This is a genomic window from Dysgonomonas sp. HDW5A, from assembly GCF_011299555.1.
Classification (GTDB): domain Bacteria; phylum Bacteroidota; class Bacteroidia; order Bacteroidales; family Dysgonomonadaceae; genus Dysgonomonas_A.
The window spans coordinates 2,820,439-2,843,972 of the sequence record NZ_CP049857.1 but is presented as its reverse complement, the minus strand read 5'-3'; the positions used below and the strand labels follow the sequence as shown (position 1 = coordinate 2,843,972).

The following is a 23,534-nucleotide window of genomic DNA, read 5'->3' as shown; positions in this document are numbered from 1 at the left end:
GAGATAATGTGATATTTAATAGACGGTTAGCGTTCGTTTTCTACAAACAGTTTTAGTTCGGGGAAGAACTCTCCGTAACCATCTTGAAGTTGCTGATAGTTTTGTTCGAAGTCCGAATAAATATCTGCACTGTTCGGTAAAAATTTAGCCCGATGAGCAAGACGCTCGAAGCTCCTTTGCATCATCCATTTGTGTCGGTAGTTATATAGCCAGTTTTCTTTTTTCATATACGAAAACAAACGGCGGAATATCTCTGGAGTGTCGTTTATACTCTCATCTATTTGACGATAACACCATGCACTGAACTGCTGCCAGCCTTCGGGCGGTTCGTTCACCGAATCTATTGCGAGAAAATGATCGAACGTTACATCCAGAAAAACACCATTATATCTACCTGCCGATAAGGTGTATAGCTTTTGTATTTCTTTGATAACCGGGTGATTGTCGGTATACTCATCTATTTTTCGATGCAAAGCGATACCCCGTTGTACATTTTCGGGGAAATCGTATCTCTGCTTTCCCTTTACACAGTCGGCAATAAGATTACCGATGAGTATTTCGGGATCATTAAACGATAAATAGGCATGTGCCAGATAATTCATAAGAAGTATAAATCTTTTCTTTGTGGATAAAGATAATGAATATCCGTTAGATTTATCTATTCAATAAAACTACTGATATGATTAATGCTATTATCGAAATGTTTCGCCATCAGGCACGTGAGCATAAAACCATCCGTTCATTTTATTACAATCGCAGTTACGAAATAGGATCGGGCAACGAAGCACATCCTCTTTTTTGGCTAGAAGATCCTCTTACGGGACGCAATAATGCCAATACATTTACCAATACGGTGAATTTCTCGATTCTTTTTATTCCTAAAGAAGATGCAGAGGTTGCCAACCTTCAGAATATGGCATTTTCTATCGGGTTGAATATTCTGGAACGTATCAAGCATGACGATACGATACCCGTTTCGATACTACCGTCGTGGTCATACCTCACCCTTCGCAATTACTATGACAATAATGCTTGCGGATGTAGGTTTACGGTAGAATTGGTGCAACGCAACATGCAAAACTTATGTCTGATTGAAGAGCAGTTCGACAGTGAAAATGAGCTTGCAACGTCGAAACCTCTGAACCATTTTGAATTGAAAACATCGGGCACTTGCGAAACTTTTGTAAATAAACTACCCGTCTTTGATCTTAAAACCTCTAAACAATGAATGATGCTACTCTAAAAGTATTGAAGGCTATTGCCGAAGATGTTTTGGCACTGGCTCATCTTATACTGGATGAAAATGGTTTGAAGCAAAGTGCCTTGAGAAACGATGTGAGATGTAGTGTTGAGCGTTCGGATAACCCCGTAATCACTATTCTTTTCAACGATTATGTTGAATACATAGAAAATGGCAGGAAGCCAAATTCGGGAGAAGCACCTCCCATATCCGACCTCAGGGAGTGGGCACTACGCAAAGGGATACCAGCCACCAACGATATCCTGTATGCCATTGCCGAGACTATCAAAAAGCAAGGGATGGCTCCCCGTCCTGTCTTGGCAGTACTGGAACAACAGATCGAAGATTCTTTTTCGAATGAGTGGGCAGACCAACTGTTTGAAGCAATAATGGAAGAGTTAGAAGCTTTTTTTAACGATTAAGACGGAATGAAGTATTCATGCGTCATTAAAAAATTCCCTATATTTATAGCTTGAAATAATTAAATATTGCAGAATCTTTATTGCTTTGTACTCTATCTTGGCAAAGCAATAAAAGATCTGCAAGCTAAAACCTAAAATCTTATTTGTATGAACACAACCCTTTCAGCTATTGGTGAAAAATTTGCTTTCGAAGGAATCGTAAAAGAAATACGTTCTCTGGGCGAAGGTCTTATCAATGATACCTTCTTTGTGGAAACCGAAGGATCGAGTCCCAATTATATTCTACAATGCAAAAACAAGAATATCTTTCAGAATGTGCCTGCCATGATGGAGAATATCCACAAGGTAACGACCCATCTCAAGAAGAAAATTACAGCTCAGGGAGGCGATCCGTTGCGTGAGGCTCTAACGGTAACTCTTACCAAAGACGGTAAATTGTATTACGAAGACGAGCAGGGCGAATATTGGGCAGCTTGTCTTTTTATAGAAGATACAATCACCTATCAAAAAGCCGATTCTACGATTTTAGCGGAACAGGGCGGACGTGGTATTGGTAAATTTCAGGCCATGCTTTCGGATATGAAAGAACCTTTGACCGATATTCTTCCCGGATTCCATAATATGCGTTTCCGTTTTAAACAATGGGATGAAATAATTGCAAAAGATCCCGTAGGACGTAAAGCTCAGGTGCAAAAAGAGGTCGATTGGATAGAAAGCCGTCGCGATGAAATGCTTGCCTTTTGGGCAAAAGCCGAATCGGGCGAACTGCCTACCCGTGTAACCCATAACGATACAAAGATCAGCAATATACTATTCGATAAAAACGAAAAGGTTTTGTGTGTCATCGATCTGGATACGGTACTTAACAGTATCTGTCTGAACGATTATGGAGATGCAATACGCTCCTATACCAATGCTGCAGGCTTTGAAGACGAAGAAGACTTAAGCAAGGTATACGTGGATATGGCTATTTTTGAAGCCTATACGAAAGGATATCTGGCAGAAACTGTAGGGTTTCTCACTCCGGCAGAAATAGAGAATGTAGCCTTCTCAGCCAAGTATATTACATTTGAGCAGGTGCTTCGTTTCTTGATGGATTATATTGACGGTGATAATTACTACAAGGTGAAAAACGAAACGCATAATCTGGTTCGTGCCCGAGGTCAATATAAACTATTGCAATCGCTGGATGAGAATTACTCTAAAATGTGCGACATCGTAAATAGTGAGATTACAGCTCTTAAGAAATAAAAAAAGTCTATTTATTCTATATGAAGTTCGCAGAACTATTTATTGCTTTGGCAAGTAAAAAAGCGATAGATAGTTCAGACTTTAAAATGTATCATTTAATAGTTACTTTTACTGAAGTTACCGGAGGGGCGAAAGATTTTTCGTCCCTACTGATGAAAATATAAATTGCTAAATTTGAGAATGAAAAAAATAACAGTACCTAAAATATCAATAGATACTACGGATATAAATCTGGTAGCTCAACGATTAGAAGCTTTATCCGTCAATAAGATAGAAACAATCAACTGGCCGGATACATATCCGTCTAAGCCCGATGTGACATTTACCATTGCTCATAATGGCGAAAATATCTTATTGCAATACAGGGTGAAAGAGAACGAGATTTTGGCAGCGGTAACAAAGGATAACGGCGAAGTATGGACAGATTCGTGCGTTGAAATGTTTCTTTCGTTTGATAACCAACATTATTACAATGCTGAGTTTACTTGTATCGGCAAAGCATTGTTGGGTTATCGTAAATTTGGCGAAAAAGCTGTACATGCCTCTGAGGCAACCATGCAGTCTATCTTGAGACAACCAAGCTTAGGAACTGCAAACAGGGGAAAGGAAATAGGTAATTTCGATTGGACATTGACTCTTGTTATTCCTCGTACTGCTTTCTGGGAAAGTAATATCGCAAGCTTCGACGGTTTGCATGCAAAAGGTAATTTCTATAAATGCGGCGATAGCCTATCTACACCACATTTTGTTTCGTGGACAACAATCGAAACCCCTAAACCGAGTTTTCATCAACCATCGTTTTTCGGTGAATTGTTTTTTGAGTAAAAACGACTTCAATTTAGATAATGAAGGAGCTTTTTTATCTAAAATTGATTTATCTTTGTTGCCAAAGTAATAATAATAGAATTGGCTCGTTTACGTTTAGATAAGACTCCATTATTTAGAGTCACTCATTTTGATAACATTCAGCATATTGCCGAAAAAGGAATAACACATATTTCATCTCCCGACAGGAATGAAAACTTTGTACCTATTGGCAATAGTGCTATTATTGATAAACGAAAAGAACGTCTGCTTCCGAGCGGACGTCCCTTAACTGATTATATTCCGTTTCATTTTGCTCCCCGAATGCCTATGCTTTATGCAATACAAAAAGGGTATGGGACAGAACCGGTTGATCCGAGACGCATCGTTTACTGTGTAACAACAATACAACAGGTTATTGATGCCGAATTAGAATTCTGGTTTACGAATGGACATGCTTTCAGCAAGTTAAGCTATTTTTATGATAGTTCCAAGATTCGAAAGATCAGAAGTTTATTAGACATGGAGGCGATAATAGACAACAACTGGGGCGGCAGTGATAACACTGACATAAGAAGGCGTAAGGAAGCCGAATTTTTGATTGGTGCCGATTTGCCGGCTACTTGTATTACCGAGTATATAGTTTATAGCCCAAGTGTAAAGGATAAACTATATGTATCGGGCATTGACGACGACAAGATACGAGTTGAGCCAGGATATTATTTTTGATATATGATAAAATATGTGTGCGGGAATCTGTTTGAGAGTAATTCTCAAGCGATAGTGAATACTGTGAACACTGTAGGGGTAATGGGGAAAGGTATTGCCCTGCAGTTTAAAAAGTACTTTCCTAATAATTTCAAAATTTACAAAAATGCATGTGACAACAAAACTTTAACAATTGGCAAACTCTTAGTGTTTGAAGAAGAAAATCTTCTGACAGGACGAAAGATAATCATAAATTTTCCTACGAAAGATCATTGGAGAGATCCTTCCGAATATAATTATATCCGTTTTGGGCTTATCGAATTGGTTAAACTGATAAAAGAACGTTCGCTTCAATCGGTCAGTCTCCCTGCCTTAGGTGCCGGTAATGGCGGTTTGCAATGGGGTAAAGTGAAAGATTTGATAGAGGAATACCTCTCGGATTTAGATTGCGAAATCACTGTTTATCAACCCAATGATGAAGTTGAGGCTGTCTTCGAAAAAGAACAACCCCAACTGACCCCGGCACGTGCGATGATGCTTTATGTACTATTCGATATGGTAAATGAGGGTGAGTTTATCTCGGAATTTGCAGCCGAAAAGATTGTTTATTTTTTACAAAGATTTGGAGCAGACGGGCAATTCAAGCTTGAATTTAGCTCTAACTTTTACGGCCCTTATTCCGGAAAAATAAAGCAGGTACTGAAATATCTGAATGGAAGTTATATTAGCGAATACGATTCGTTAAATGAAAACCCGTTCCAAGAGTTAAATTTAAACATGTCTACGGGAAAGAAAGTACAAGAATACTTGAATTTGCCTGAAAATAAATCCTATAAAGAAATTGCCCAAAAGACAACAGAGTTTTTATCGGGGTTTTATTCATCCCTTGGACTGGAACTTTTATCGAGAATAGATTACATAAGACAAACTGAGAATATATACACACACGAAGAGATAACGGCACATTTAAATAACAACACATCCGGAAAATATACTGCTATTGACAATCCCGATTATGTGACATTGGTTAATACACACTTGGCTAACTTTTTTACTTCTAATTAAGATTTTAAACCTATTTGTTTTTTCCGTTGTAAGCTCAATAATTGTGATGCTTCTTATCCGATAAATGTTTTCTGATAAGCGTATCTCCCATCAGTAATATCAGTATAACCGATGGCAGTAATACTGCTAAGGGATTGATATCTGCCTTGAATAAATGGGGCAGGCTGTAATTTAATTGTATGGCAGGCAATTCGAAACCGATATTTCCTGTCATAAAATAAAATATAATGAGTGGTAAAGCAATCATGCCTGCCATTCCGAGAACTATCGAAACTATGGTATATATTTTACTTCTTACTGTATTTTCCGCCTCCTTTTTTGCTGCAACCTGATGTATTTGTTGCATCAAACGATCTTCGAAACCTTTGGGAGGTGAGCTTAATTCCATATCTTGAAATAAGCTCCTTAAATTGTCTTTTTCTTGCTTTTTCATTTTGATATGAGTTTATTTATTTCTGAGTTCATAAATTTCCGTATACGGTGTAACTTTACTTTTACATTGGATGCACTCAAGTTGGCTATCTGGCTTATATCTTGTACACTGTGGTTGTTGAGATAAAAAAGCGTAATCAGAAAAGCATCTTCGGGGTTGAGCTGTTTAAGAACAAGATCCAAATACTGCAACCTCTCTTCGGTACTCGATTCTTCGATGTGATCGGCTATATCGTGATCGGGTATTTTTTCGGCCATATCCTCAAAAGAAATAAATTCTCTTTTTGTTTTCCTTACTTCCGTTATGGCGGTGTTGTAGGCTATGCGATAGAGCCATGTCGAAAATTCGGAATCGCCCCTGAATTTGCTCAACGATTGGTATATCTTTATAAAGATCTCTTGCGTAATATCCTCCGCATCCTCTGTATTGATGACAATTTTGCTGACAATGGTAAATACCATTCTCTGATAACGGCGTACAATATGAACAAAAGCATTTGTATCACCATCCTTGACTAAACGAACATAATGTATGTCATCAAAACCTGTCATGCCTATATGACGTATTGGTGTCACATTGGTTACAAATCTAATCAGAAAAATTCCAAAAAAAATAAAAGACCGATTTATATCGAGAATAAGTCACCCAAGCAGCGGATCGTTTTGCAAACCCTTTAGAGATTTCGGGTCTTCTTTTGTTGCTCTTCGAAGAGTAATTTCCCCCAATCGTTCAATGCCCAGAGTATATCGTTCAAAGGCTTCGCCATATCCGTCAGACTATATTCGACACGGGGAGGCAGTTCATTAAAAACCTCTCTTTTGAGTAGTCCGTCGGCTTCCATCTCTTTCAATTGCTGATTCAACACACGCCTGTCTACCGTTCCTATCCCTTTCACAAATTCACTCGGGCGTTTCTTGCCCTGGCTCAGCTGCCAGAAGATAGGTATCTTCCACTTTCCGCTGATTGCATTTACAGCAATTTCGAGTGTACACACTTTTTCTTCTATCGCAGGTTTCTTTGTTTTCATAAAATTGACTTTTTTATCCCTATGCCATAAAAATATCCCGTATTGCAAACTCGGTTTTTAATACTGAGTTTTGCATACTTTTAATAGTTGAAATGATTTATAAGTAAAAGAAAATATTTAATGACTCATTTTAAAAGCATAACAACCTGTCGCTGTTTTGCTTGCCAAAGCAATAAATAGTTCTGTGAACTTAACATAAAATTGAAATGATAAATTTAAGCAATCTTCTCAACAATCTGAAATATCAAATATCGGCAAAGTTACCCGAACATATAAATAAAGCATTGGCGGATTCTATTGATGACCTAAGGCTTAACAAAATCGGAGAATCAGCCCTTCAAACAGGCGATACCCTACCCTCATTTGCTTTAAGCAATACACGAGGAGAAATAATCGAAGCAGATGCCATATTAAAAGATAACGACCGCCTCATCATTGCATTTTTCAGAGGCAGCTGGTGTCCCTACTGCAATCTCGAAATGAAGGCTTTAGAAAAAGTATTGCCGCAAATAAAGGCAAAACAAACCTCATTAGTGACAATCTCCCCTCAGGTAGTCGAAAAAAATGCAGAAATGTCAACAGAAACACCGTTCGGTTTCGATATACTGAGTGATACAGATAACAAATATGCCAAAGAATTAGGTATTGCTTTTGATCTTCAGGATTTTGTTATACCTTACTATCGGCAATTAGGTATAAATTTATCAGAATACAATGGTAATGATGACAACAGCTTGCCTATACCTGCCGTATTTGTAATCGATAAAAACAGGACTATTATATTTTCCTGTATAGATGTCGATTATACAAAAAGGGTAAATATCGACGAACTATTAAACAGTTTATAAATTCTGCTATTCACTCAATCGGATGGAACAAAAACGAAAAGGAGCCCGGTCTTTAAAAGATCTCTCCCCCGAAATACTAGACCTGCTGAACAAAGGCAAAATAGAAAGTGCCAATCTCACCGAATGGCTGGCGGTAAATCAAACCGTATTATTAGAAAACCTGCTTCGAAAAAATAACAGGCTGCATTATTTAGAACCGATTCTTGCCGAAATAGGCAAACTAAAGAAGCAAACGACCAATACGTTTAACGAAACAATAGGTATCGGATTGTTGGATGTGTGCCTAAGGAATAAAGACAACCAATTTCTCCATGATATCTCTTCACACACATCCGACTCGATACGTTGCTGGATGACATACACCATCGGTCGAAATCCTCAACTGTCGTTGTCTCAGAAGCTGGAAAAGATACAACCTTTTGCCGCCGACACACATTTCGGTGTAAGAGAAATTTCATGGATGACAGTACGTCCGTCCATTATCGAAAATCTCGAAGAAAGCTTACGGATATTGTCTGAATGGACTTTATCGGAAAACGAAAATATCAGGCGTTTCGCCAGTGAAGCAACCCGTCCACGAGGTGTATGGTGTGAGCATATCGAAGCACTCAAAACAAATCCCGAATTGGCTTTACCCATTTTAGAGCCGCTAAAAACGGACTCGTCCAAATATGTATGCGACAGTGTAGGTAATTGGCTCAACGATGCTAGTAAAAGCCAGCCTCAGTTTGTTATTGATCTTTGTTCGAAATGGGAGAAAGAAAGCTCCTCAAAAGCAACTTCATATATTGTGAAGAAGGCTCTGAGAACTTTAAATAAATAAGGCTAAACAGATGGCTTACTGAATATTTACCTTCCAGCCTTTCTGGGTAGCAATAGCCGTATTGCAGCTGGCATCTCCGCCGTTATTACTCAAATTGACAGTACGAATACCGGATGTTGCTTCCGGCAATTGAATAAATACGGCATCGAGTGACAATGCCGACATTCGAGGATTATTTGTCAGATTGATGATTTTCAATTCAGGGTTTTTATACAACACGATGGTCAACAAACTATCGCATGCCGAAACCGTCAGTTCTTCCAATACAGATAAGGTACTCAGCTCTAACATCTTGACACCTGATGTGTTTATATTTACAGATTTCAGCTCTTGATTCTTACACGAAAGTGCTTTCAAGTGACGGCAATCCGTCAATTGCAGTGTACGGATATTCTGGCGAACCGAATCCATCGATATATCTAATCGAGTAATTTTTATAGCTCTTACATTAACATCATACGTACCTGTTGTGGGATATGTATACCTGAGAGGTTTTAAAGTCGAAGTTCCTGTATTCGTAGAATCGCGATTTACAAATTGCCAAGGCAAACTACCGTCTCCCCAATTGACAATCATCTGACTGGCATATATTATAGGACTGAATACCGGATTTGACGAAGATCCTACCTCTACATTCATTTCTATAATCTGAGCCTCATCGTCGGGGATACTCAAAAACGGCACATTATTATCTGTTTCGCAAGATGTTAACAAACATACTGCCAATAGTAAATAAATTATTTTGTACATCTTAATCATTAATAACGTTTAATATTTACTGTTTCCTTTTCCCATGACAACCCAAGTACAGGTATATAGTTAGCAAAATAGTAAAAAAGGCTGAGACTTTATTTTTTAAATACCAAATATACGGCAGCAATCAGAAACAAAAAAGCAAGAATATGATTCCACTTAAAGGCTTCGTTCTTAAATACAATAGTCGTGAATACCATAAAAACAGTCAAACTGACTACTTCCTGAATGATCTTTAACTGAATAAGAGAAAAAGGTCCGCCATTTTCCGCATAACCAATACGGTTGGCAGGTACTTGAAAGCAATACTCGAAAAAGGCAATTCCCCAACTAATAAGAATAATTCCCAAAAGCGGTAACGAAGCAAACCACGAAAAATCTTTCATCTTAAGATGTCCATACCAAGCGATGGTCATAAAGATATTAGATGCTATAAGCAGCAGAATTGTATATACTGACGACATTGTTTTTATTGATAATACTGACTGAATAAAATATCGAAGCAAAAGTAAGTATTCAGATTCAGATGCAACAATTTTCCAGAATTAAAATTATTGGTAATAAGTATGAATATTATTATTGTGAATAGTCAGTCAATCTGCGGAAAATCACAAATCACATTACTATTACTCGTTTCTTCACTTTCGGAAAATTTAAACCGAATCGGCAAAGTATACTGAATATCAGCAGCCACTCCATTTATCTCTCCGGGAATCCATTTAGGCATTATAGAAACAACCCTTATTGCTTCTTTATCACAGCTTGGGCTTAAACCTCTTACTACGGTAATTTTATTAATATTCCCTTCTTTCGAAACAATAAACCGAACCACTACCCGACCCTCTATTTTATTTTGAAGAGCATCTTTAGGATATATTAAAAACATTTCTATAAATCTCTTCATTTCATCAGTGCCTGTTGGATAAACAGGCATTTTAACTTCACCTCTGTTTTTAGAAGGATGCTCCATTTCTTTTAGTACATCCAAGCGATAAGCTTGTGCTTGTAAATGACTTGCAGTAAGAAACAAGATGATTAATAAGAATAGTAAATATTTTAGTTTTTTCATTTCTTTCTACTAATTTAATGTTTACTAATAAATTAGAGTATAGAAAGATTATAATTCCATAAATATAATACGATAAAATCAGTAGATCGTTTGGTCTCAATACGTAACAGAACTTGGCTTAGGCAGTTTAAAAGAAAGAGGGAGAGTATAAATTGCATCAACAGGTTTACCTTTAAGCTTTCCGGGTACCCATTTGGGCATTATAGACACCACCCTTACAGCCTCCGCATCACAAGAGGGAAACAGGCTTCTAATCACATTGATATCCTTAATACTACCATCTTTAGAAACCGTAAATTGAACAGCTATCCGACCTTCTATTCCTTGCTTAAGAGCATCTTGAGGGTATCCCAAATTCTGTTGCAAAAAATTCATCAATCCTTCATATCCTCCCATAAAAACAGGCATATCAAGAGCATTTGCTTCGACTTTAAAAGATTCGTCTTTTTTCACGCCGGTACTATCGCTACCCTGTGCCTGCAAATGAGTTGCTGTAAGACATAGCATTATTAGTGATAATAGTAAATAATGTAGTTTTTTCATTTCTGTTATTTTAATGTTTCCCACCTAAAAGCACACAATACAAAAACAAATATACAATACAAACTTTACTTTTTTTACTTTATTTTCTCAACTCAAGCCAATTTGTCGGGTCTCCATCGTAGTCAAACACCTCCATAAGATTGAATCCCAGCTTTTTCAAAACATGTATTGAGTTCAGGTTCTCAGTATGAGTGATAGCATATATACAATCGAGTCCTAAATTTTCGAAGCCATACTTCACCACAGCAGCAGACGATTCGGTGGCATATCCTTTTCCCCAGTGTTTCTTTTTGAAACGATACCCCAACTCATAAAAATCGGTGTGATTATTTAAAGGTTCGCTAAAATACTTTAGTCCTGCCCACCCGATACATTCTCCCGTTTGTTTATCTATAACAGCCCAGCGGGCTATGCCATTCTTTTTATATTGTTCCCGAAGCATTCGTATCACTTCCACAATTTGTTCTTTAGACTTTACAGGGTTATTTTCGATGTATTTGTGCACTTCGGGGTCTGAATCCATCTCGAACAAATCGTCAATGTCCACAGAATCAACTTCTCTTAAAAATAATCTTTCGGTTTCTATTATATATCTCATTCTAATCTTTGTTTATTGATCTACTACTACCGAATTAATTATGCGGTTTAAAAGCTTTAATCTTTAAATATAGAAAAAAAACAAATCCGATTTTATCTATCAGTAAAATCAAGCACTTATGAATATACCCGTTTACAACTGTCTGATAGACGAAAACACCGAAGATGAAAGCGGTATCTATGCCATTTCGTTTGTAGACGTTCCCGCCAACGAAATAGATTTTGTCACTCTGGCAAAACAACCTAAACTCGAACGGCTGAATCGTGATTCGAAAAAGCAGATACTCACAGGAGTAGTACTTCGCCCCGATCAACTCATATATCGTAACGACTCGCGAGGCGAATATTATATTCAGTTTTCGGCTGAACAGATCGAAAAAATCGCACAAAAAATGATGCGTACAGGCATCGCTTTACAGAATACTACACACCAACACCAAAACCCTCTTGAAGGAAATTACCTGACCGAATTGTGGATTGTCGAAAATCCGCAGCATGACAAATCCCAAGCTCTCGGCTTTGCCGACCTACCTAAAGGCACACTTATGTGCAGTTATAAAATCGCTGACAAACACTATTGGGACACACAGGTTATGACTGGAAACGTCAGGGGATTTTCTCTGGAGGGTTTCTTCTTTCAGGAAATCAGTAAAAACAAAACAATAAAATCAATTACGAATCAAAAACAAAATGAAAAAATGAATCAAAGGAACAAGAAAACGGGTACTTTGCTTTCGCGCATATCGCAATTCTTTCTCGATATTCAGGCGGTAGAAAAGGCCGACTCTACAAGCAGTGGAAAGGCTTACGTACTTTTCACTCTTGCCGATGGAAAAGAGGTATATATTGATGCCGACGGATTTGCAACACTCGACGACGAACAGCTACCGGCAGGAGATCATCCCCTGGCTGACGGCAATATTCTGGTGGTAGACGATCAAGGGCAATTTATTGAGACAAAGGAAGCTGCCACAACAACCTCTAACCCTTCACAAGCAACAGCTCCCGAAACCTTGAGAAAGATAAACCGTCATCAATTGGAAGATAAAATTGCTCCTCAACCTGAGGATGAAACACCAACAGGGGGCGAATCTACCGAGATTTTGAAACAAAAAATCGCTGATTTGGAAGCTAAACTAGCCGAACTTGCCAACCTAGCCAAAGAAGCAAATACCGAAGTGCAAAAGCTTCGCAGCCAGACCCCCAGTAGTATGCCTGCCACCGCAATGGCTGCCTGCCGCAGGCTGTCGGAAATGAAACGATACGAGCAAATGGCACAGGCTCTTTCTATGACCATCCGAAGCCGTAACTAAGTTCACAGAACTATTTATTGCTTTGGCAAGTAAAACAGCAATAAACAGTTATATTCTTAAAATATATCATTAAATATTTTGCAGAACACATTATATCTCAATTTATCAAAAACAACATAAACATTACAAAAACCAAACTTTAAAACAATATGGCAAATATGTATAACATTTCACCTCTCAGCTACCAACCAAGTACCAATATGGATTGGTTTACAAAAGCATTATTCGGAGGTCGTTTGATCGAAAACGGTAAAATCGATGTAATTACAGGCGTAAAAGAAAGCACTTTTCTGAATCTGTTGAATTTCGAACACACTCTTTTACAGCCCGACGGGCGCGACTGTGCATGGACTCCCGAACAAGTATTCAAGCTGAGCGAAAAAGAAGTCAAAATTAAAACCTACAAAATCAATCTGGAACAATGTATCGACGACTTGGAGCGCAAACGTATCAACGTGATGTTGAAACCGGGTGCTAAAAATACCGATTTACCCGAAGCTCTCGAAGAGGCTACTATGGAAATGCTGGCAGCCGAACTCAGCTCCGAAATAGAAACGAAGATATTTACAGGTAACAGCACAACCGATCCGAACGATTTTGACGGTGCGGTAACCGTGCTTTCGGCAAGTACTGAGGCTATTAAAATTACGGGGGTTACGCTTACAAAAGCAAACATTGTTGCCGAAATAGAAAAAGTGTATAATGCCATCCCCGAAAACGTATTGGTAAAAGGATTGGAAAACGACAGCGTGAAAATCTATGTGGCATACGAAACGCTTCAACGCCTTAAAATGGCTTTGGCTTCGGTAAGCAATCAGGTAATTGCCACAGCGTTTACATTGGAAGCAGAAGCTCTTCGTTATTTAGGCTTGGAGATTGTTCCCGTGAAAGGTTTAAACAACAAAACGATTATTGCTGCCGATATTTCGAACTTCTTATTAGCTACCGATTTATTGAGCGATACGGAAGAAATCCGCATCGGACAATTCCCTGCTCCTCACGACAGTAAAATATTTATCGACGGACGTTTACGTCTTGGTTTCGTTATCCCGTTCGAAGACGAAGTGGTATTTTACAATTAATCTATCAGCTAATAAATACGATTATTCACACATAAAACACATATATCTATGTCTTGCAAATTAACAGCAAATATTACCAAAGATAACTGTCAATACCAGATAGCAGGTATCAAATCAGTTTATCTGATCAATTATGATGCAAACCCTGTTTTCGAATTTAAAAAGAATCCTGACGGTGTTACCATCGATAACAAAATCATCAGCAAAATAACTCTCGATTCGTCTGAGTCAATCTATAAAGTCAACTTTGCCGAGGGAACAGCCTCTTTTACTGACGAACTGGCTGTAAATGGAAACGGTGGCAAATACCGTACTCACACCGTAAACTTTACGGTTAGCGAATACGATTACAACACTATGAATCAGGGCGATGCGTTGAGCTTGGGGCGATTTATCGCTATCGTTGTCGACAAATCGGGACGTGCTGTTGTATTGGGTCGCAACAACGGGTTGAGTGCTACTTCGTTTAATTATGCTTCGGGTGCTGCAGATGCAGACGCCAACGGATGGACTACGGTTCTGGCCGGAACTGAATTGGAAATAGCCAAGCTTTTGGAAAACGAAAGTGTCATTACACCGCTGGCTCCGACAGTAGTGGTTACTGAATAAATAGTTTTAATTTAATATATACAGAAAGAGGAAGCTTTGCTTCCTCTTTTACATTATTATCTCTTTAAAAACCATAGATTCTCATCTAATAATCTTTACTTTTGTAGATAATAAACATCAAATACGAATAATATGGAATTACCTAGATTTTTGATTGCCGATAACGAAGAGTATCCTGAGAATACATACGTATTACATACCGAAAAGCCTCGCTTTATATTGGATGTAGACAGCGAAGAATATGAGATTCTCGATGGATCGAAAGTGGAAGAAGAAGCCATGCAGGATTTAATTGAGCAGGCTTTGGGCTTTTACGAAGATGAACTCGAAAAATACGACGAAGAGGAGGAAGATTAAGAACATACGTTTAAGTTCCTACTTTTTCTTTCTTCATGCTTTGTGAAGATAGACATTTTGATTTAGCCCGCAGATTTAGCGGGCTAAATTAAAATAACAGCCTATTTAAAATTTGCCTGTAATATCATAAATGTCTTTGATTTTATGGAGTTCTCCATCCATATCGAAGAACAAGTCATGAAGTCGGGCATCTTTAATATCGAATATCCACCCTGCCACTTTGGGATAGCCTTTTTCATAATAAGATTTTTGCACTTCGCCCACTTTTATTATGTTGCGGCATTGCTCATACGTATTGAGTTCGACAAGACGTCGATGTCTTGAAGTCATATCCTCTATAGCATCAAGTTCTTCTTTATGCATATGATAAACATCCCGTATATTTCGCAGCCAAGGGTTAAGTATGCCATAGTCTGAGTTTTTCATTGCGGCTTGTATACCTCCACATCCGTAATGACCACATACAATAATAAATTTGACTTTGAGGTATTCTACAGCATAATTAATCACCGATAGTATATTCAAGTCGGTTGATACAACCATGTTTGCTATATTACGGTGAATAAAAACCTCTCCCGGCTTCAAACCCATAACCTGATTGGGATGTACCCTGCTGTCTGAACATCCGATATACAGAAAATCGGGATGCTGATCTGCTGCTAATAATTTAAATAATCCCGGGTTATCAACTTTATTTTTTTCTATCCATCTGTTATTTGACTCAAATATTTGGTCATATTTTTCCTGATCAGACATATTTATACACTTTTGTTAGTTCATCAACAAAGGTAATGCTAATTGCTTTTTTATTATTCGCAATTTCTCGATTTCATTGTATAAAAAGTGAATCATCGTTTTCGAATGGCTGTAAGAGTCATCAATGATATTTTCACAAAGAACACCATTTGTAAGTATCTGGATTCGTACATGGTGCAAAACTTAGTGTTCTCTGTGTTGAAGCAAATCGCTACAAATGATATATATAATAATCTATTGAATATAAACTCTATTGATTAAGATATAAATTTACCGATTCGCATTATTACTTATTTATATAATCCTGTAAAGCTTTTACATACAAATTAAAGGCATTGATACCTTTTTCGGTTATTTTACAAACGGTACGAGGTCTTTTTCCATCTATAAATTTACGGACTTCTATATATCCGGCTTCACTCAGTTTTTCGATCTGCACACTCAAATTACCTGCCGTAGCTTTTGTCTTCTCCCGAATAAAGACAAAGTCGGCTTCTTCGACCGATAGTAGCAATGATACTACTGCCAGCCGTAACTGAGAATGCAACAACGGATCGAGTTCTTTAAACATTAGATTCTGCTTTTCGATTCAGTATATGTCCGGGAATAACAAAACCTAAAATCATGGATACTGATAATATTATAAACTCAAGATCGATACTCTCAACCCAAGAATACTGCACGATGCATAAAACAGCTCCCAACCAAAAGATACAAGCCCCGTAAAAATACGGTTTGAAACGATATACTTTAGCTGTAATAAACAAGGCTAATCCTACCATAATCATTATAATAGGAGTAATAAACAGATATGGTATATACGTTTTCCAATTGATGGCTATAAAGAAAATAGAGCCTATAAAGACCAGATTTGAGATGAAAAAGCCCAGCCAGATAGTTGTTACTACCTTGTCGAGATGGGTAGTTACTGCTGCTCGTTTGGCTCTCTTCGATTCGTACCAATAGTTGCCAATAAATACGGGTATAGTCATAAGCCATACATAATTGGTACAGTATGCAGGTTCAACAATATGCAAGAGAATAAAATTCAACATTCCCAATATGGCAATCGTATATCCCCACAATATAAAGCTGTTGCCTGCCCCTTTCCTAAAATTGTTTCGTGCCTGCGTAATCATTTCATTGATTAACTTGAGGCTATCTTGTTCATTAAAATTATTTTCCATTATCCAGATATTAAGTTCGCAGAACTATTTATTGCTTTGGAAAGCAAAACAACAATAGGTTGTTATGCCTTTAAAATGTATAATCAAATATTTTCTTTTACTTATAAAGTATAAAGATATATATTTTTTAGTATGTAACTTATACAAACCTTTATTGCTATTTTAAGTTTAGAAGTTTGTGAAGCTTATTGACACTTTTCGAGTAACGTTACAAGAAAGTTTTCGCCCCAGCGAATTTCATTTATTTGGCTTCTCGACTTATTATAAAGTTCTTCCGCCCTTCTCAATTCGCTGCAATAGTCTTTGCCTGATTGTAGAAACGAAGGCAAATTCTGTTCAAAAACAGCCAATAAGAATATCGGACGGGGATTATTTGCATCCAATTCGATTGCTTTTTTGTAGTTCGACATCGCATCATTGTAGAATTTCTCACCATTTGTTGCGGGATCTGTTGCTATCAAAGCATTGTAATAATATCCCCATAAGGTGCTTAGCTCCGATTTATTTGCTCCCTTCATTTTCTCTAGTCTACTTATCTTTTCTTTAGCATCAGCCAATAGCGATTGGGCATCGGCTGCTTTCGGGTTACGAAATACCATTTCCAAATTGCCGTAAGCCACATAATAAAGAGGCAACCACTGATCGGAATACTTTTGAGAGATTCTATCGAACTGATTTCGTACTTTTTTAATAGATGAAACCGTTTTAACGGTATCCATCTGAGCAATAGCACTGTTCATGCCTTTGAGATACACATCATCTGTCGTTTGGGCAGATGTACAAATACTACATAGAGCGAACAAAAGCAGGTTGATAATTAAAGTTTTCATAATTCAATTTGTTTTTAATTTATAATACGTTTGATTCTAATTATTTATAAGATAAAGTAGTTTAAATAACTGTTCTTTTATTTCTAACATTTATTTTACTGCGCGTAATCAAAGATTACTTGCATTCCTTTTGCCCAAAGCCGCAAAAGGAATCAAAAAGGCTTTGTGCTGTGTGGCTCGCCTGTCCGACTACGCTTGTGAGCTAAACTAAACCTACTGCCTATCGGCATGTTTAGTTTTACGCCTGCTTCGCTTGTCAGCCAACGGCTGTGCCTCTGATGCACTGGGACTGACGCCTGCAAATGGCTTTTGTCCGTCAGGCTTCTCGACCTTGGCGTTTGCACGGGGTACCCGCAGGATGAAGAAAGCGTTAAGAAACAAAAGAATATCATTCGTTAAACGTTTTTCTTTTGTTTTAGCTTTTGAGTCCTAAGCGGGTCGGGCAAAAGGCTCAGTCTTGATCTTTTGTTTCGTTTTGCATCAAGGCAAAATGAAAAACAAACCCATAGGGTGCGTTAGTAATAAGAGAACATTGAAACACCAACAATAACCTACTGAGTGACATTTAGAAAGTCGACGGGTCATAGGCCTTATCTCCTCCCAATGTTATAAATAAACCGATAACAAAGAATTGATTCCGTTCGGATTGCACCGCTACCCTATCGAATTTTCCTTGAGCGTTCTTCTCGTCCGAATAATTATATCCGAACACATTCGAACGATTCAGTATATTGGAAGCCGAAGCATAAACAATTACCTTTTTATGAGCCAGATAAGTCACACAAAAATCGAGACTGTTAAACAACGGTGTTTCGGCATTCATCGTTCCCTCTTTATTTGGGTCGTGGTACGCACGTCCACTTGCAAAGCGATTCGTAATCCCCCAGATTGTTTTGTATTTAAACAAGTCATACTTTATAGTCACTGCCGCATTATGCTGCGTAATGTACGTGGGGGTAACCCTCTCTGTATATTCGAGATAACTACGTTTCGAATTATTATAGGAATAAGCAAGTGTGTATTGCCAATGTTTCAAAAAACGGGTATCGCTAAAAAACAAATCGATACCATTACTGAATCCATTGCCCGACGATCGATAATTATAGTTACCGCCTGTTACCAGATTATTGTATTCCTTATGGTAAAACTCGGCTCGATATATCTTATTTTGAGATTGATGGTGTATTCCGAAAAGATAATGTTCGCAGATTTCAGTCCCTAACCGATTGTTATACAAAAGATAATCTTTATCTGCCAATTGCTGATATTTACCATAGGTAGCTAAAAGAGTATACCCCTTATAGTCATAGCTCAGGGATATGCGAGGTAGAATATTCCATGATTTATTGATCGAAGTATATTCCAAACGGGAAGACACGTTCAGAAATAAATTAGATGTCAGTATAAAATCGTTCGAAGCATACACACCATCAATAGAATGGTATATATCAGAACCATAAGACAGTGTATCAGCATACGAAAAGTCATACTTGCGGATCATCGATTCGGCTCCTATGCCCAGCCTGTATATATTGCTAAATCGTTTCGAGCCTTTTACTTTCAGATGTAATTCGGACTCTTTCATCTTAACCCTGTCGTTAGCAATCAATCCACTATTTATTTTTCGGTCATTCATCGAAAGAGCTATTCCAGAAAAGAAATCGAATCCCGATTTTGATTTGGTGTGGAATGTGGTATTCAAGTATGTATTGTCCTCGTTAAAATCAAGATTACGTTCGGTGGTCGGAAAATTATTCTTGGTCACCCTTCCAAACCGGGTTTTATCATACGCAAAATAAGTTTTAAGAACGGAGTTTTCACCGAGGGAAAACCTCAATTGGTTTTGTGCAGCCAATGTTGAGTAGGGTTTGAGCCATGTTTGGCGATCACTCGGATACAATAGGTTTTCATAAGGCCCTAAATTAGTATAATCGAGATTAAAAGAGGCCGAACCACCTGCCCACGATTTAGTACCGCCCGCTCCTGCTCCTACATTCAGTATATTGATTCCTAATTTAGAAAACTTACTTTCGTCTTTTGTCGATAATGGTAAAATGCTCGACAACCCTTGAGAGTATTCAGATGAATATCCTCCCAACTGAAAACTGATTCCATCAAATAAAAAGGGTGAATAACGTCCTCTGGCTGCTGTATTTTCGGGCATGGAGCTGTAAGGATTCAACACGTGCATACCATCTATATATGTCTGCGACTCGCGACTCTCTCCTCCCCTTACCAGTAGCTTGCCATCCGATCCGGCAGCTTGTACTCCGGGTAAGACAGCCATTGCTCTGTACAAATCGCCATCCGATCCGGCAACAGTCACTAATTCCACGGCATTTTTGACATCTCCCTGAACCCCTCCTTTTAGCTGAAAACTACTTGCAGAAACTACTACTTCGGACAATACTTTTGCATTGGGTCTTAGTTTTATGATAAACTTTTCCGACTGTGGCACCTCAATTTCGATACTGTAATCTTCATATCCTAGCAATGTCACTTTCAAGACGGCTGCTCCCGAAGCAGATGTTTCTAATACAAATGTTCCATCGTCTTCGGAGCTGGTTCCATCGATTGTTCCAACTATCGAAACATTAGCAAAAGCTAGAGGGATATCATTTATATCAGAGACCAATCCTTTTATCAAATTTGTTTGTCCATATAAATTGGCTACTAACATTGTAAAAGACATAATTATCAGGCAAGTGTAAATTGTTTTCATCGGGCTTATTTTAAACTCACAGAGCTATTTTTGGTTTGGTCAGAACAATAACTGAATCTTATTATACTTATAAAATATATCATTAAAGACTTTCAAGTTCTTAATTCATGAACGCAAACATAAACAAGTTTACATTACAAATCTAATTATTTTATAAATTATTTTACACAAATATTCAATTTTACTGCTTATATGAAATTTATCTATACAATAAAAAGATGGCCTATAAACTGACAAGAGGTATCGATAACCTCACAGAATACAACTTAGGAGGTATCTCACATATCTGGCTACTCAACATCGACGATTTTATTAGCTATAAATTTAAAGATGACAGCCTCTATAATTCGAACTATGTGGATGCTATACACAAAGAAAATATCTTTTTTGAGTTGGGGTGTGTACAAGAAACCAATATGAAAGAATCTGTCGGAAACGGCATATATAAACAAGAAGTCAACACATTCATCCGGACTCTCAGCAACGACCTTATCACTTGGCTCAGGTATGCGGTATACGGCAGGTACGTTGTCGTATTCCGAACAATTAACGACAAGCATTTTACATTTGGTTCGGACGGAGGGGCAAAACTTTCGTACTCAGGACAAACCGGACAGAACGGCGAATCGAACGGTATAACTATCAAATTAGAGAAAAATTCGATCTACCCGATCTTCGAAGTGAATTCCGATGCAGTAAGCACTGCTATATTAGGCAGCGAAATTCTATCCGGCATCATTACCGAAGAGAGTGATATCACAAATATAAATTACATAATAGAAATTGCATGAGTAAAAATCTTAAACTTATAAAAGTCAGCGATCTGCCTGAGGCTACATCTATTGACAACTTACTGACCCTGGGGGTTGACAGCAACAACAACAGTGTTAAAGTCCCAATCAAATTATTGAAGGGAAATAAGGGCGACACCGGCGAAAGCGGTGGCAACCTCACCAGCAAATCGATTTATAATATAACTCAAACCACAGGATTAACTTATCCCGATAAGCAAACAGCTCGTAATGCGGTAGTATCAAATCTAAGAGCATCAGGGCAGATAATTGCTTACAAGATCACAACAGGATGGATCAATGAGCAATACATTGGTGCAGATATTAATGGCTGGGGGATAGAGGGGAATTGGAATTCTATCGGTGCATCATTCATTAGTAGTGGAAAAAACATCGAAGGAGCACTAGTATCAGGAGGATATATACAACCATTTACAGGGGTTAAATTAACTAGTGCTGATTACCATTACACGAACTTTATAAAAGTAAGAGTAGGTGATGTTTTACGTATAAGCGGGTGTTTTGCATATAATTCGGGAATAAATGCCTCAAATTCAGGAATAGCCGGTTATAGTTCTAACACCGAAACCAGTTTTGTTACATCTATCTTTGATTTGACAAAAGCAGAAACAACAGCAGCAGGTAGACGCAAAATTATTGACTTTGATATAGTAGTCCCATTAGGTGTAAACTATATAAGAGGTAGTTCTTGTTTTCAGAATGGAGGCAGTCTAGAACTTCCTTTATCTATTGTTATAAATCCGATTAATGTCACTATTGCTGATTTTACATCAACACTTGGAAAGCGTGTAGATGCGTTAGAGTCTGAATTATTTAAAAACATTGATTTAACAACTGATATAGAGCAGGGAGCTATATCTAGTGGAGATGGCTCTAACATCATAAATACAACACGCATCCGAACTACAAATTATTATCCTACTAAATTTGAAGTAAGAAATATTAATACAGGATATAGATATATAATGTTTCAATACACTGAAGCTGGTCTTACATCTGTAACTGACTGGCAAACAACACCTAGAAAGTGGAACTTAACACCATCTACTAAGATACGCTTTGCATTCAGTAAAACATCAGGGACAAATATAACACCTGCTGAATTTGGAGATATCGGTTTTGAATTGATCGCTCCGACTACTGAAAGTGGAACAACAATCGCCACCACAGACGTTATTCTAAGAAACAAAGAAGCTGAAAAAGCTGCACTAGCTATTCGCAAAAAATTTGACACTCAAAATACAACGAATGAAACTGATATACCCTTTTTTGCACATACATCGGATTATCACGAAGATCCAGTAAGGCTAAGCAATTTCATCAAATATTGCGAACATTTACAAATTGATGCTGCATTCATAACAGGTGACATTGTTAGCCTTAAATATGATGATGATTTCAGCTATTATAAAACTAAAGCCTTAGCTGCTAATATCAAAATGTATCACGTATTAGGTAATCATGAAAATGAAAATGCAATATCACAAACAGATACCATGCAGCACGCTCGTTTTTTTACTGATATCGACTCCAAAATGAATATGGTTAATGAAGGTAAAGGCTATTATTATAATGATTTGACCAGTAAAAAAATAAGAATTATAGCACTAAATGAATATCAGTATGGAGGTACAACTAGGCATGCACGGTATTTATTACCTGATCAGATAAATTGGTTTATTAATACACTAAAGTCAACTCCCACAGGTTATGGGATATTTATATTGATGCACCAACCTTGCCACTCATGGAATAAAGATGTTAATTACTCTAAGTTCTGGCAAAGCCAAATGTTTTATACAGAAATAATGACGAATATTACAGGATCACCTATTGCTGACATCATAGATGCTTTTATAAGCAAGACCTCTATAAATAAATCATATAATCAAAGTGGAGCAGTAAAATCAGTAGACATAAATGCAAATTTTTCAACAGGAATAAACTCTGGAGTCGAATTTATCGCATATGCAAATGGGCACTTACATGGTGACTTTGTTGGTTATCTAAATGGAACTACTCATAAACAACTAGTACTAAACATCACTTGTGGCAACGCTTTTGTATCACCATGGCGTGATGGACTTAGTGATCTTCCACGAAAGTCTGGCACTGTCGCAGAAGATGCTTTTAATATATATGGAATTGATAGACTGAATGGAATTGTCAAAATTGTTCGCATAGGAAGCAATATTAATTATCTATTAGAAAAGAGAGAGAGTATGGTTATTCCTTATAAATAAAAACAGAAAATATCTTAAAGCATTACCAAATATGATTCTG

The 23,534-nt window shown here is 37.6% G+C and carries 29 protein-coding genes; 15 read left to right on the top strand and 14 right to left on the bottom strand.

What is annotated here, in order from left to right:
• Window positions 1–26 precede the first annotated feature (26 nt).
• A complete protein-coding gene (locus G7050_RS11860; RefSeq protein WP_166115627.1) occupies window positions 27–602 on the bottom strand; it encodes an ACP phosphodiesterase in 576 nt (191 codons plus the stop codon).
• Between the two features lie 77 nt (window positions 603–679).
• Between G7050_RS11860 and G7050_RS11855 the strand changes: the two genes are divergently transcribed.
• The 7 genes from G7050_RS11855 to G7050_RS11825 all read left to right on the top strand — a co-directional run bounded on the left by G7050_RS11855 (window position 680) and on the right by G7050_RS11825 (window position 5,490).
• Window positions 680–1,228 (top strand): hypothetical protein, encoded by a 549-nt coding sequence (locus G7050_RS11855; protein ID WP_166115625.1) that lies wholly within the window; start codon window positions 680–682, stop codon window positions 1,226–1,228.
• A complete protein-coding gene (locus tag G7050_RS11850) occupies window positions 1,225–1,662 on the top strand; it encodes a hypothetical protein (RefSeq protein WP_166115623.1) in 438 nt (145 codons plus the stop codon). The genes G7050_RS11855 and G7050_RS11850 overlap by 4 nt, the downstream gene beginning before the upstream one ends.
• Before the next feature lie 147 nt (window positions 1,663–1,809).
• The gene (locus G7050_RS11845) at window positions 1,810–2,913 is read left to right on the top strand and encodes a phosphotransferase enzyme family protein (protein WP_166115621.1); all 1,104 of its coding nucleotides are present in this window, start codon (window positions 1,810–1,812) and stop codon (window positions 2,911–2,913) included.
• Between the two features lie 20 nt (window positions 2,914–2,933).
• Window positions 2,934–3,077 carry a hypothetical protein gene (locus G7050_RS11840; RefSeq protein WP_166115619.1) on the top strand — a complete coding sequence of 48 codons (144 nt, stop codon included), beginning with the start codon at window positions 2,934–2,936 and terminating at the stop codon, window positions 3,075–3,077.
• A gap of 16 nt (window positions 3,078–3,093) precedes the next feature.
• The gene (locus tag G7050_RS11835; RefSeq protein WP_166115617.1) at window positions 3,094–3,738 is read left to right on the top strand and encodes a carbohydrate-binding family 9-like protein; all 645 of its coding nucleotides are present in this window, start codon (window positions 3,094–3,096) and stop codon (window positions 3,736–3,738) included.
• Between the two features lie 81 nt (window positions 3,739–3,819).
• Window positions 3,820–4,446, top strand: coding sequence for a DUF4433 domain-containing protein (locus G7050_RS11830; RefSeq protein ID WP_166115615.1), 627 nt, complete (start codon window positions 3,820–3,822; stop codon window positions 4,444–4,446).
• Window positions 4,447–4,449: 3 nt separating this feature from the next.
• Window positions 4,450–5,490: a macro domain-containing protein gene (locus G7050_RS11825; RefSeq protein WP_166115613.1), complete on the top strand. Its 1,041-nt coding sequence runs from the start codon at window positions 4,450–4,452 to the stop codon at window positions 5,488–5,490.
• Window positions 5,491–5,524: 34 nt separating this feature from the next.
• Here G7050_RS11825 and G7050_RS11820 read toward each other — a convergent pair whose 3' ends face one another.
• From G7050_RS11820 to G7050_RS11810, 3 genes are all read right to left on the bottom strand, one after another.
• Window positions 5,525–5,923, bottom strand: a complete 399-nt coding sequence (locus G7050_RS11820) for a hypothetical protein (RefSeq protein ID WP_166115611.1) — start codon at window positions 5,921–5,923, stop codon at window positions 5,525–5,527.
• A complete protein-coding gene (locus tag G7050_RS11815; RefSeq protein ID WP_255499119.1) occupies window positions 5,920–6,498 on the bottom strand; it encodes an RNA polymerase sigma factor in 579 nt (192 codons plus the stop codon). Before G7050_RS11815 ends, G7050_RS11820 begins: the two co-directional genes overlap by 4 nt.
• A gap of 98 nt (window positions 6,499–6,596) precedes the next feature.
• Window positions 6,597–6,950: a helix-turn-helix domain-containing protein gene (locus tag G7050_RS11810; RefSeq protein ID WP_166115609.1), complete on the bottom strand. Its 354-nt coding sequence runs from the start codon at window positions 6,948–6,950 to the stop codon at window positions 6,597–6,599.
• Window positions 6,951–7,156: 206 nt separating this feature from the next.
• On the opposite strand from G7050_RS11810, the gene G7050_RS11805 reads away from it, so the two are divergent.
• Both G7050_RS11805 and G7050_RS11800 read left to right on the top strand, forming a co-directional pair.
• Window positions 7,157–7,798: a peroxiredoxin-like family protein gene (locus tag G7050_RS11805; protein WP_166115607.1), complete on the top strand. Its 642-nt coding sequence runs from the start codon at window positions 7,157–7,159 to the stop codon at window positions 7,796–7,798.
• 22 nt (window positions 7,799–7,820) lie between these two features.
• The gene (locus G7050_RS11800; RefSeq protein WP_166115605.1) at window positions 7,821–8,621 is read left to right on the top strand and encodes a DNA alkylation repair protein; all 801 of its coding nucleotides are present in this window, start codon (window positions 7,821–7,823) and stop codon (window positions 8,619–8,621) included.
• 15 nt (window positions 8,622–8,636) lie between these two features.
• Here G7050_RS11800 and G7050_RS11795 read toward each other — a convergent pair whose 3' ends face one another.
• The 5 genes from G7050_RS11795 to G7050_RS11775 all read right to left on the bottom strand — a co-directional run bounded on the left by G7050_RS11795 (window position 8,637) and on the right by G7050_RS11775 (window position 11,584).
• Window positions 8,637–9,371 (bottom strand): hypothetical protein, encoded by a 735-nt coding sequence (locus G7050_RS11795; protein ID WP_166115603.1) that lies wholly within the window; start codon window positions 9,369–9,371, stop codon window positions 8,637–8,639.
• A gap of 98 nt (window positions 9,372–9,469) precedes the next feature.
• Window positions 9,470–9,838 (bottom strand): DMT family protein, encoded by a 369-nt coding sequence (locus G7050_RS11790; protein ID WP_166115601.1) that lies wholly within the window; start codon window positions 9,836–9,838, stop codon window positions 9,470–9,472.
• A gap of 125 nt (window positions 9,839–9,963) precedes the next feature.
• Window positions 9,964–10,443 (bottom strand): energy transducer TonB, encoded by a 480-nt coding sequence (locus G7050_RS11785; RefSeq protein WP_166115599.1) that lies wholly within the window; start codon window positions 10,441–10,443, stop codon window positions 9,964–9,966.
• Window positions 10,444–10,539: 96 nt separating this feature from the next.
• Window positions 10,540–10,986 carry an energy transducer TonB gene (locus tag G7050_RS11780; RefSeq protein WP_166115597.1) on the bottom strand — a complete coding sequence of 149 codons (447 nt, stop codon included), beginning with the start codon at window positions 10,984–10,986 and terminating at the stop codon, window positions 10,540–10,542.
• A gap of 79 nt (window positions 10,987–11,065) precedes the next feature.
• On the bottom strand, window positions 11,066–11,584 hold the full coding sequence (locus tag G7050_RS11775) for a GNAT family N-acetyltransferase (protein ID WP_166115595.1): 519 nt from the start codon (window positions 11,582–11,584) through the stop codon (window positions 11,066–11,068).
• Window positions 11,585–11,702: 118 nt separating this feature from the next.
• Between G7050_RS11775 and G7050_RS11770 the strand changes: the two genes are divergently transcribed.
• The 4 genes from G7050_RS11770 (at window position 11,703) to G7050_RS11755 (ending at window position 14,944) form a co-directional block, all read left to right on the top strand.
• The gene (locus G7050_RS11770) at window positions 11,703–12,896 is read left to right on the top strand and encodes an XkdF-like putative serine protease domain-containing protein (protein ID WP_166115593.1); all 1,194 of its coding nucleotides are present in this window, start codon (window positions 11,703–11,705) and stop codon (window positions 12,894–12,896) included.
• A gap of 149 nt (window positions 12,897–13,045) precedes the next feature.
• Complete coding sequence (locus G7050_RS11765; RefSeq protein ID WP_166115591.1) at window positions 13,046–13,978, top strand: hypothetical protein; 933 nt, start codon at window positions 13,046–13,048, stop codon at window positions 13,976–13,978.
• Window positions 13,979–14,026: 48 nt separating this feature from the next.
• Window positions 14,027–14,587: a hypothetical protein gene (locus tag G7050_RS11760; RefSeq protein ID WP_166115589.1), complete on the top strand. Its 561-nt coding sequence runs from the start codon at window positions 14,027–14,029 to the stop codon at window positions 14,585–14,587.
• 132 nt (window positions 14,588–14,719) lie between these two features.
• Window positions 14,720–14,944, top strand: a complete 225-nt coding sequence (locus tag G7050_RS11755) for a hypothetical protein (protein WP_166115587.1) — start codon at window positions 14,720–14,722, stop codon at window positions 14,942–14,944.
• Between the two features lie 105 nt (window positions 14,945–15,049).
• Here the strand turns inward: G7050_RS11755 and G7050_RS11750 are convergent, their stop codons facing one another.
• The 5 genes from G7050_RS11750 to G7050_RS11730 all read right to left on the bottom strand — a co-directional run bounded on the left by G7050_RS11750 (window position 15,050) and on the right by G7050_RS11730 (window position 20,439).
• A complete protein-coding gene (locus G7050_RS11750) occupies window positions 15,050–15,700 on the bottom strand; it encodes a carbonic anhydrase (protein WP_166115585.1) in 651 nt (216 codons plus the stop codon).
• A 286-nt stretch (window positions 15,701–15,986) separates the two neighbouring features.
• Window positions 15,987–16,271 (bottom strand): transcriptional regulator, encoded by a 285-nt coding sequence (locus tag G7050_RS11745; RefSeq protein WP_166115583.1) that lies wholly within the window; start codon window positions 16,269–16,271, stop codon window positions 15,987–15,989.
• On the bottom strand, window positions 16,264–16,887 hold the full coding sequence (locus tag G7050_RS11740; RefSeq protein WP_166115581.1) for a hypothetical protein: 624 nt from the start codon (window positions 16,885–16,887) through the stop codon (window positions 16,264–16,266). Before G7050_RS11740 ends, G7050_RS11745 begins: the two co-directional genes overlap by 8 nt.
• Before the next feature lie 185 nt (window positions 16,888–17,072).
• Window positions 17,073–17,717 (bottom strand): hypothetical protein, encoded by a 645-nt coding sequence (locus G7050_RS11735; protein ID WP_166115579.1) that lies wholly within the window; start codon window positions 17,715–17,717, stop codon window positions 17,073–17,075.
• Window positions 17,718–18,282: 565 nt separating this feature from the next.
• A complete protein-coding gene (locus G7050_RS11730) occupies window positions 18,283–20,439 on the bottom strand; it encodes a TonB-dependent receptor (RefSeq protein ID WP_166115577.1) in 2,157 nt (718 codons plus the stop codon).
• Between the two features lie 218 nt (window positions 20,440–20,657).
• Here G7050_RS11730 and G7050_RS11725 point away from each other — a divergent pair, with 218 nt between their 5' ends.
• Together G7050_RS11725 and G7050_RS11720 are read left to right on the top strand one after the other, a co-directional pair.
• Complete coding sequence (locus G7050_RS11725; RefSeq protein ID WP_166115575.1) at window positions 20,658–21,230, top strand: hypothetical protein; 573 nt, start codon at window positions 20,658–20,660, stop codon at window positions 21,228–21,230.
• Entirely contained in the window at window positions 21,227–23,494 is a 2,268-nt protein-coding gene (locus G7050_RS11720) for a metallophosphoesterase (protein WP_166115573.1), read from the top strand. The genes G7050_RS11725 and G7050_RS11720 overlap by 4 nt, the downstream gene beginning before the upstream one ends.
• Window positions 23,495–23,534: the final 40 nt, after the last annotated feature.

Excerpts from the sequence above, each read along its gene's own strand:
- G7050_RS11860 (WP_166115627.1), bottom strand. The coding sequence starts at position 602 with ATGAATTATCTGGCACATGCCTATTTATCGTTTAATGATCCCGAAATA.
- G7050_RS11855 (WP_166115625.1), top strand. The coding sequence starts at position 680 with ATGATTAATGCTATTATCGAAATGTTTCGCCATCAGGCACGTGAGCAT.
- G7050_RS11850 (WP_166115623.1), top strand. The coding sequence starts at position 1,225 with ATGAATGATGCTACTCTAAAAGTATTGAAGGCTATTGCCGAAGATGTT.
- G7050_RS11845 (WP_166115621.1), top strand. The coding sequence starts at position 1,810 with ATGAACACAACCCTTTCAGCTATTGGTGAAAAATTTGCTTTCGAAGGA.
- G7050_RS11840 (WP_166115619.1), top strand. The coding sequence starts at position 2,934 with ATGAAGTTCGCAGAACTATTTATTGCTTTGGCAAGTAAAAAAGCGATA.
- G7050_RS11835 (WP_166115617.1), top strand. The coding sequence starts at position 3,094 with ATGAAAAAAATAACAGTACCTAAAATATCAATAGATACTACGGATATA.
- G7050_RS11825 (WP_166115613.1), top strand. The coding sequence starts at position 4,450 with ATGATAAAATATGTGTGCGGGAATCTGTTTGAGAGTAATTCTCAAGCG.
- G7050_RS11820 (WP_166115611.1), bottom strand. The coding sequence starts at position 5,923 with ATGAAAAAGCAAGAAAAAGACAATTTAAGGAGCTTATTTCAAGATATG.
- G7050_RS11810 (WP_166115609.1), bottom strand. The coding sequence starts at position 6,950 with ATGAAAACAAAGAAACCTGCGATAGAAGAAAAAGTGTGTACACTCGAA.
- G7050_RS11805 (WP_166115607.1), top strand. The coding sequence starts at position 7,157 with ATGATAAATTTAAGCAATCTTCTCAACAATCTGAAATATCAAATATCG.
- G7050_RS11800 (WP_166115605.1), top strand. The coding sequence starts at position 7,821 with ATGGAACAAAAACGAAAAGGAGCCCGGTCTTTAAAAGATCTCTCCCCC.
- G7050_RS11795 (WP_166115603.1), bottom strand. The coding sequence starts at position 9,371 with ATGTACAAAATAATTTATTTACTATTGGCAGTATGTTTGTTAACATCT.
- G7050_RS11790 (WP_166115601.1), bottom strand. The coding sequence starts at position 9,838 with ATGTCGTCAGTATATACAATTCTGCTGCTTATAGCATCTAATATCTTT.
- G7050_RS11785 (WP_166115599.1), bottom strand. The coding sequence starts at position 10,443 with ATGAAAAAACTAAAATATTTACTATTCTTATTAATCATCTTGTTTCTT.
- G7050_RS11780 (WP_166115597.1), bottom strand. The coding sequence starts at position 10,986 with ATGAAAAAACTACATTATTTACTATTATCACTAATAATGCTATGTCTT.
- G7050_RS11775 (WP_166115595.1), bottom strand. The coding sequence starts at position 11,584 with ATGAGATATATAATAGAAACCGAAAGATTATTTTTAAGAGAAGTTGAT.
- G7050_RS11770 (WP_166115593.1), top strand. The coding sequence starts at position 11,703 with ATGAATATACCCGTTTACAACTGTCTGATAGACGAAAACACCGAAGAT.
- G7050_RS11765 (WP_166115591.1), top strand. The coding sequence starts at position 13,046 with ATGGCAAATATGTATAACATTTCACCTCTCAGCTACCAACCAAGTACC.
- G7050_RS11760 (WP_166115589.1), top strand. The coding sequence starts at position 14,027 with ATGTCTTGCAAATTAACAGCAAATATTACCAAAGATAACTGTCAATAC.
- G7050_RS11755 (WP_166115587.1), top strand. The coding sequence starts at position 14,720 with ATGGAATTACCTAGATTTTTGATTGCCGATAACGAAGAGTATCCTGAG.
- G7050_RS11750 (WP_166115585.1), bottom strand. The coding sequence starts at position 15,700 with ATGTCTGATCAGGAAAAATATGACCAAATATTTGAGTCAAATAACAGA.
- G7050_RS11745 (WP_166115583.1), bottom strand. The coding sequence starts at position 16,271 with ATGTTTAAAGAACTCGATCCGTTGTTGCATTCTCAGTTACGGCTGGCA.
- G7050_RS11740 (WP_166115581.1), bottom strand. The coding sequence starts at position 16,887 with ATGGAAAATAATTTTAATGAACAAGATAGCCTCAAGTTAATCAATGAA.
- G7050_RS11735 (WP_166115579.1), bottom strand. The coding sequence starts at position 17,717 with ATGAAAACTTTAATTATCAACCTGCTTTTGTTCGCTCTATGTAGTATT.
- G7050_RS11730 (WP_166115577.1), bottom strand. The coding sequence starts at position 20,439 with ATGAAAACAATTTACACTTGCCTGATAATTATGTCTTTTACAATGTTA.
- G7050_RS11725 (WP_166115575.1), top strand. The coding sequence starts at position 20,658 with ATGGCCTATAAACTGACAAGAGGTATCGATAACCTCACAGAATACAAC.
- G7050_RS11720 (WP_166115573.1), top strand. The coding sequence starts at position 21,227 with ATGAGTAAAAATCTTAAACTTATAAAAGTCAGCGATCTGCCTGAGGCT.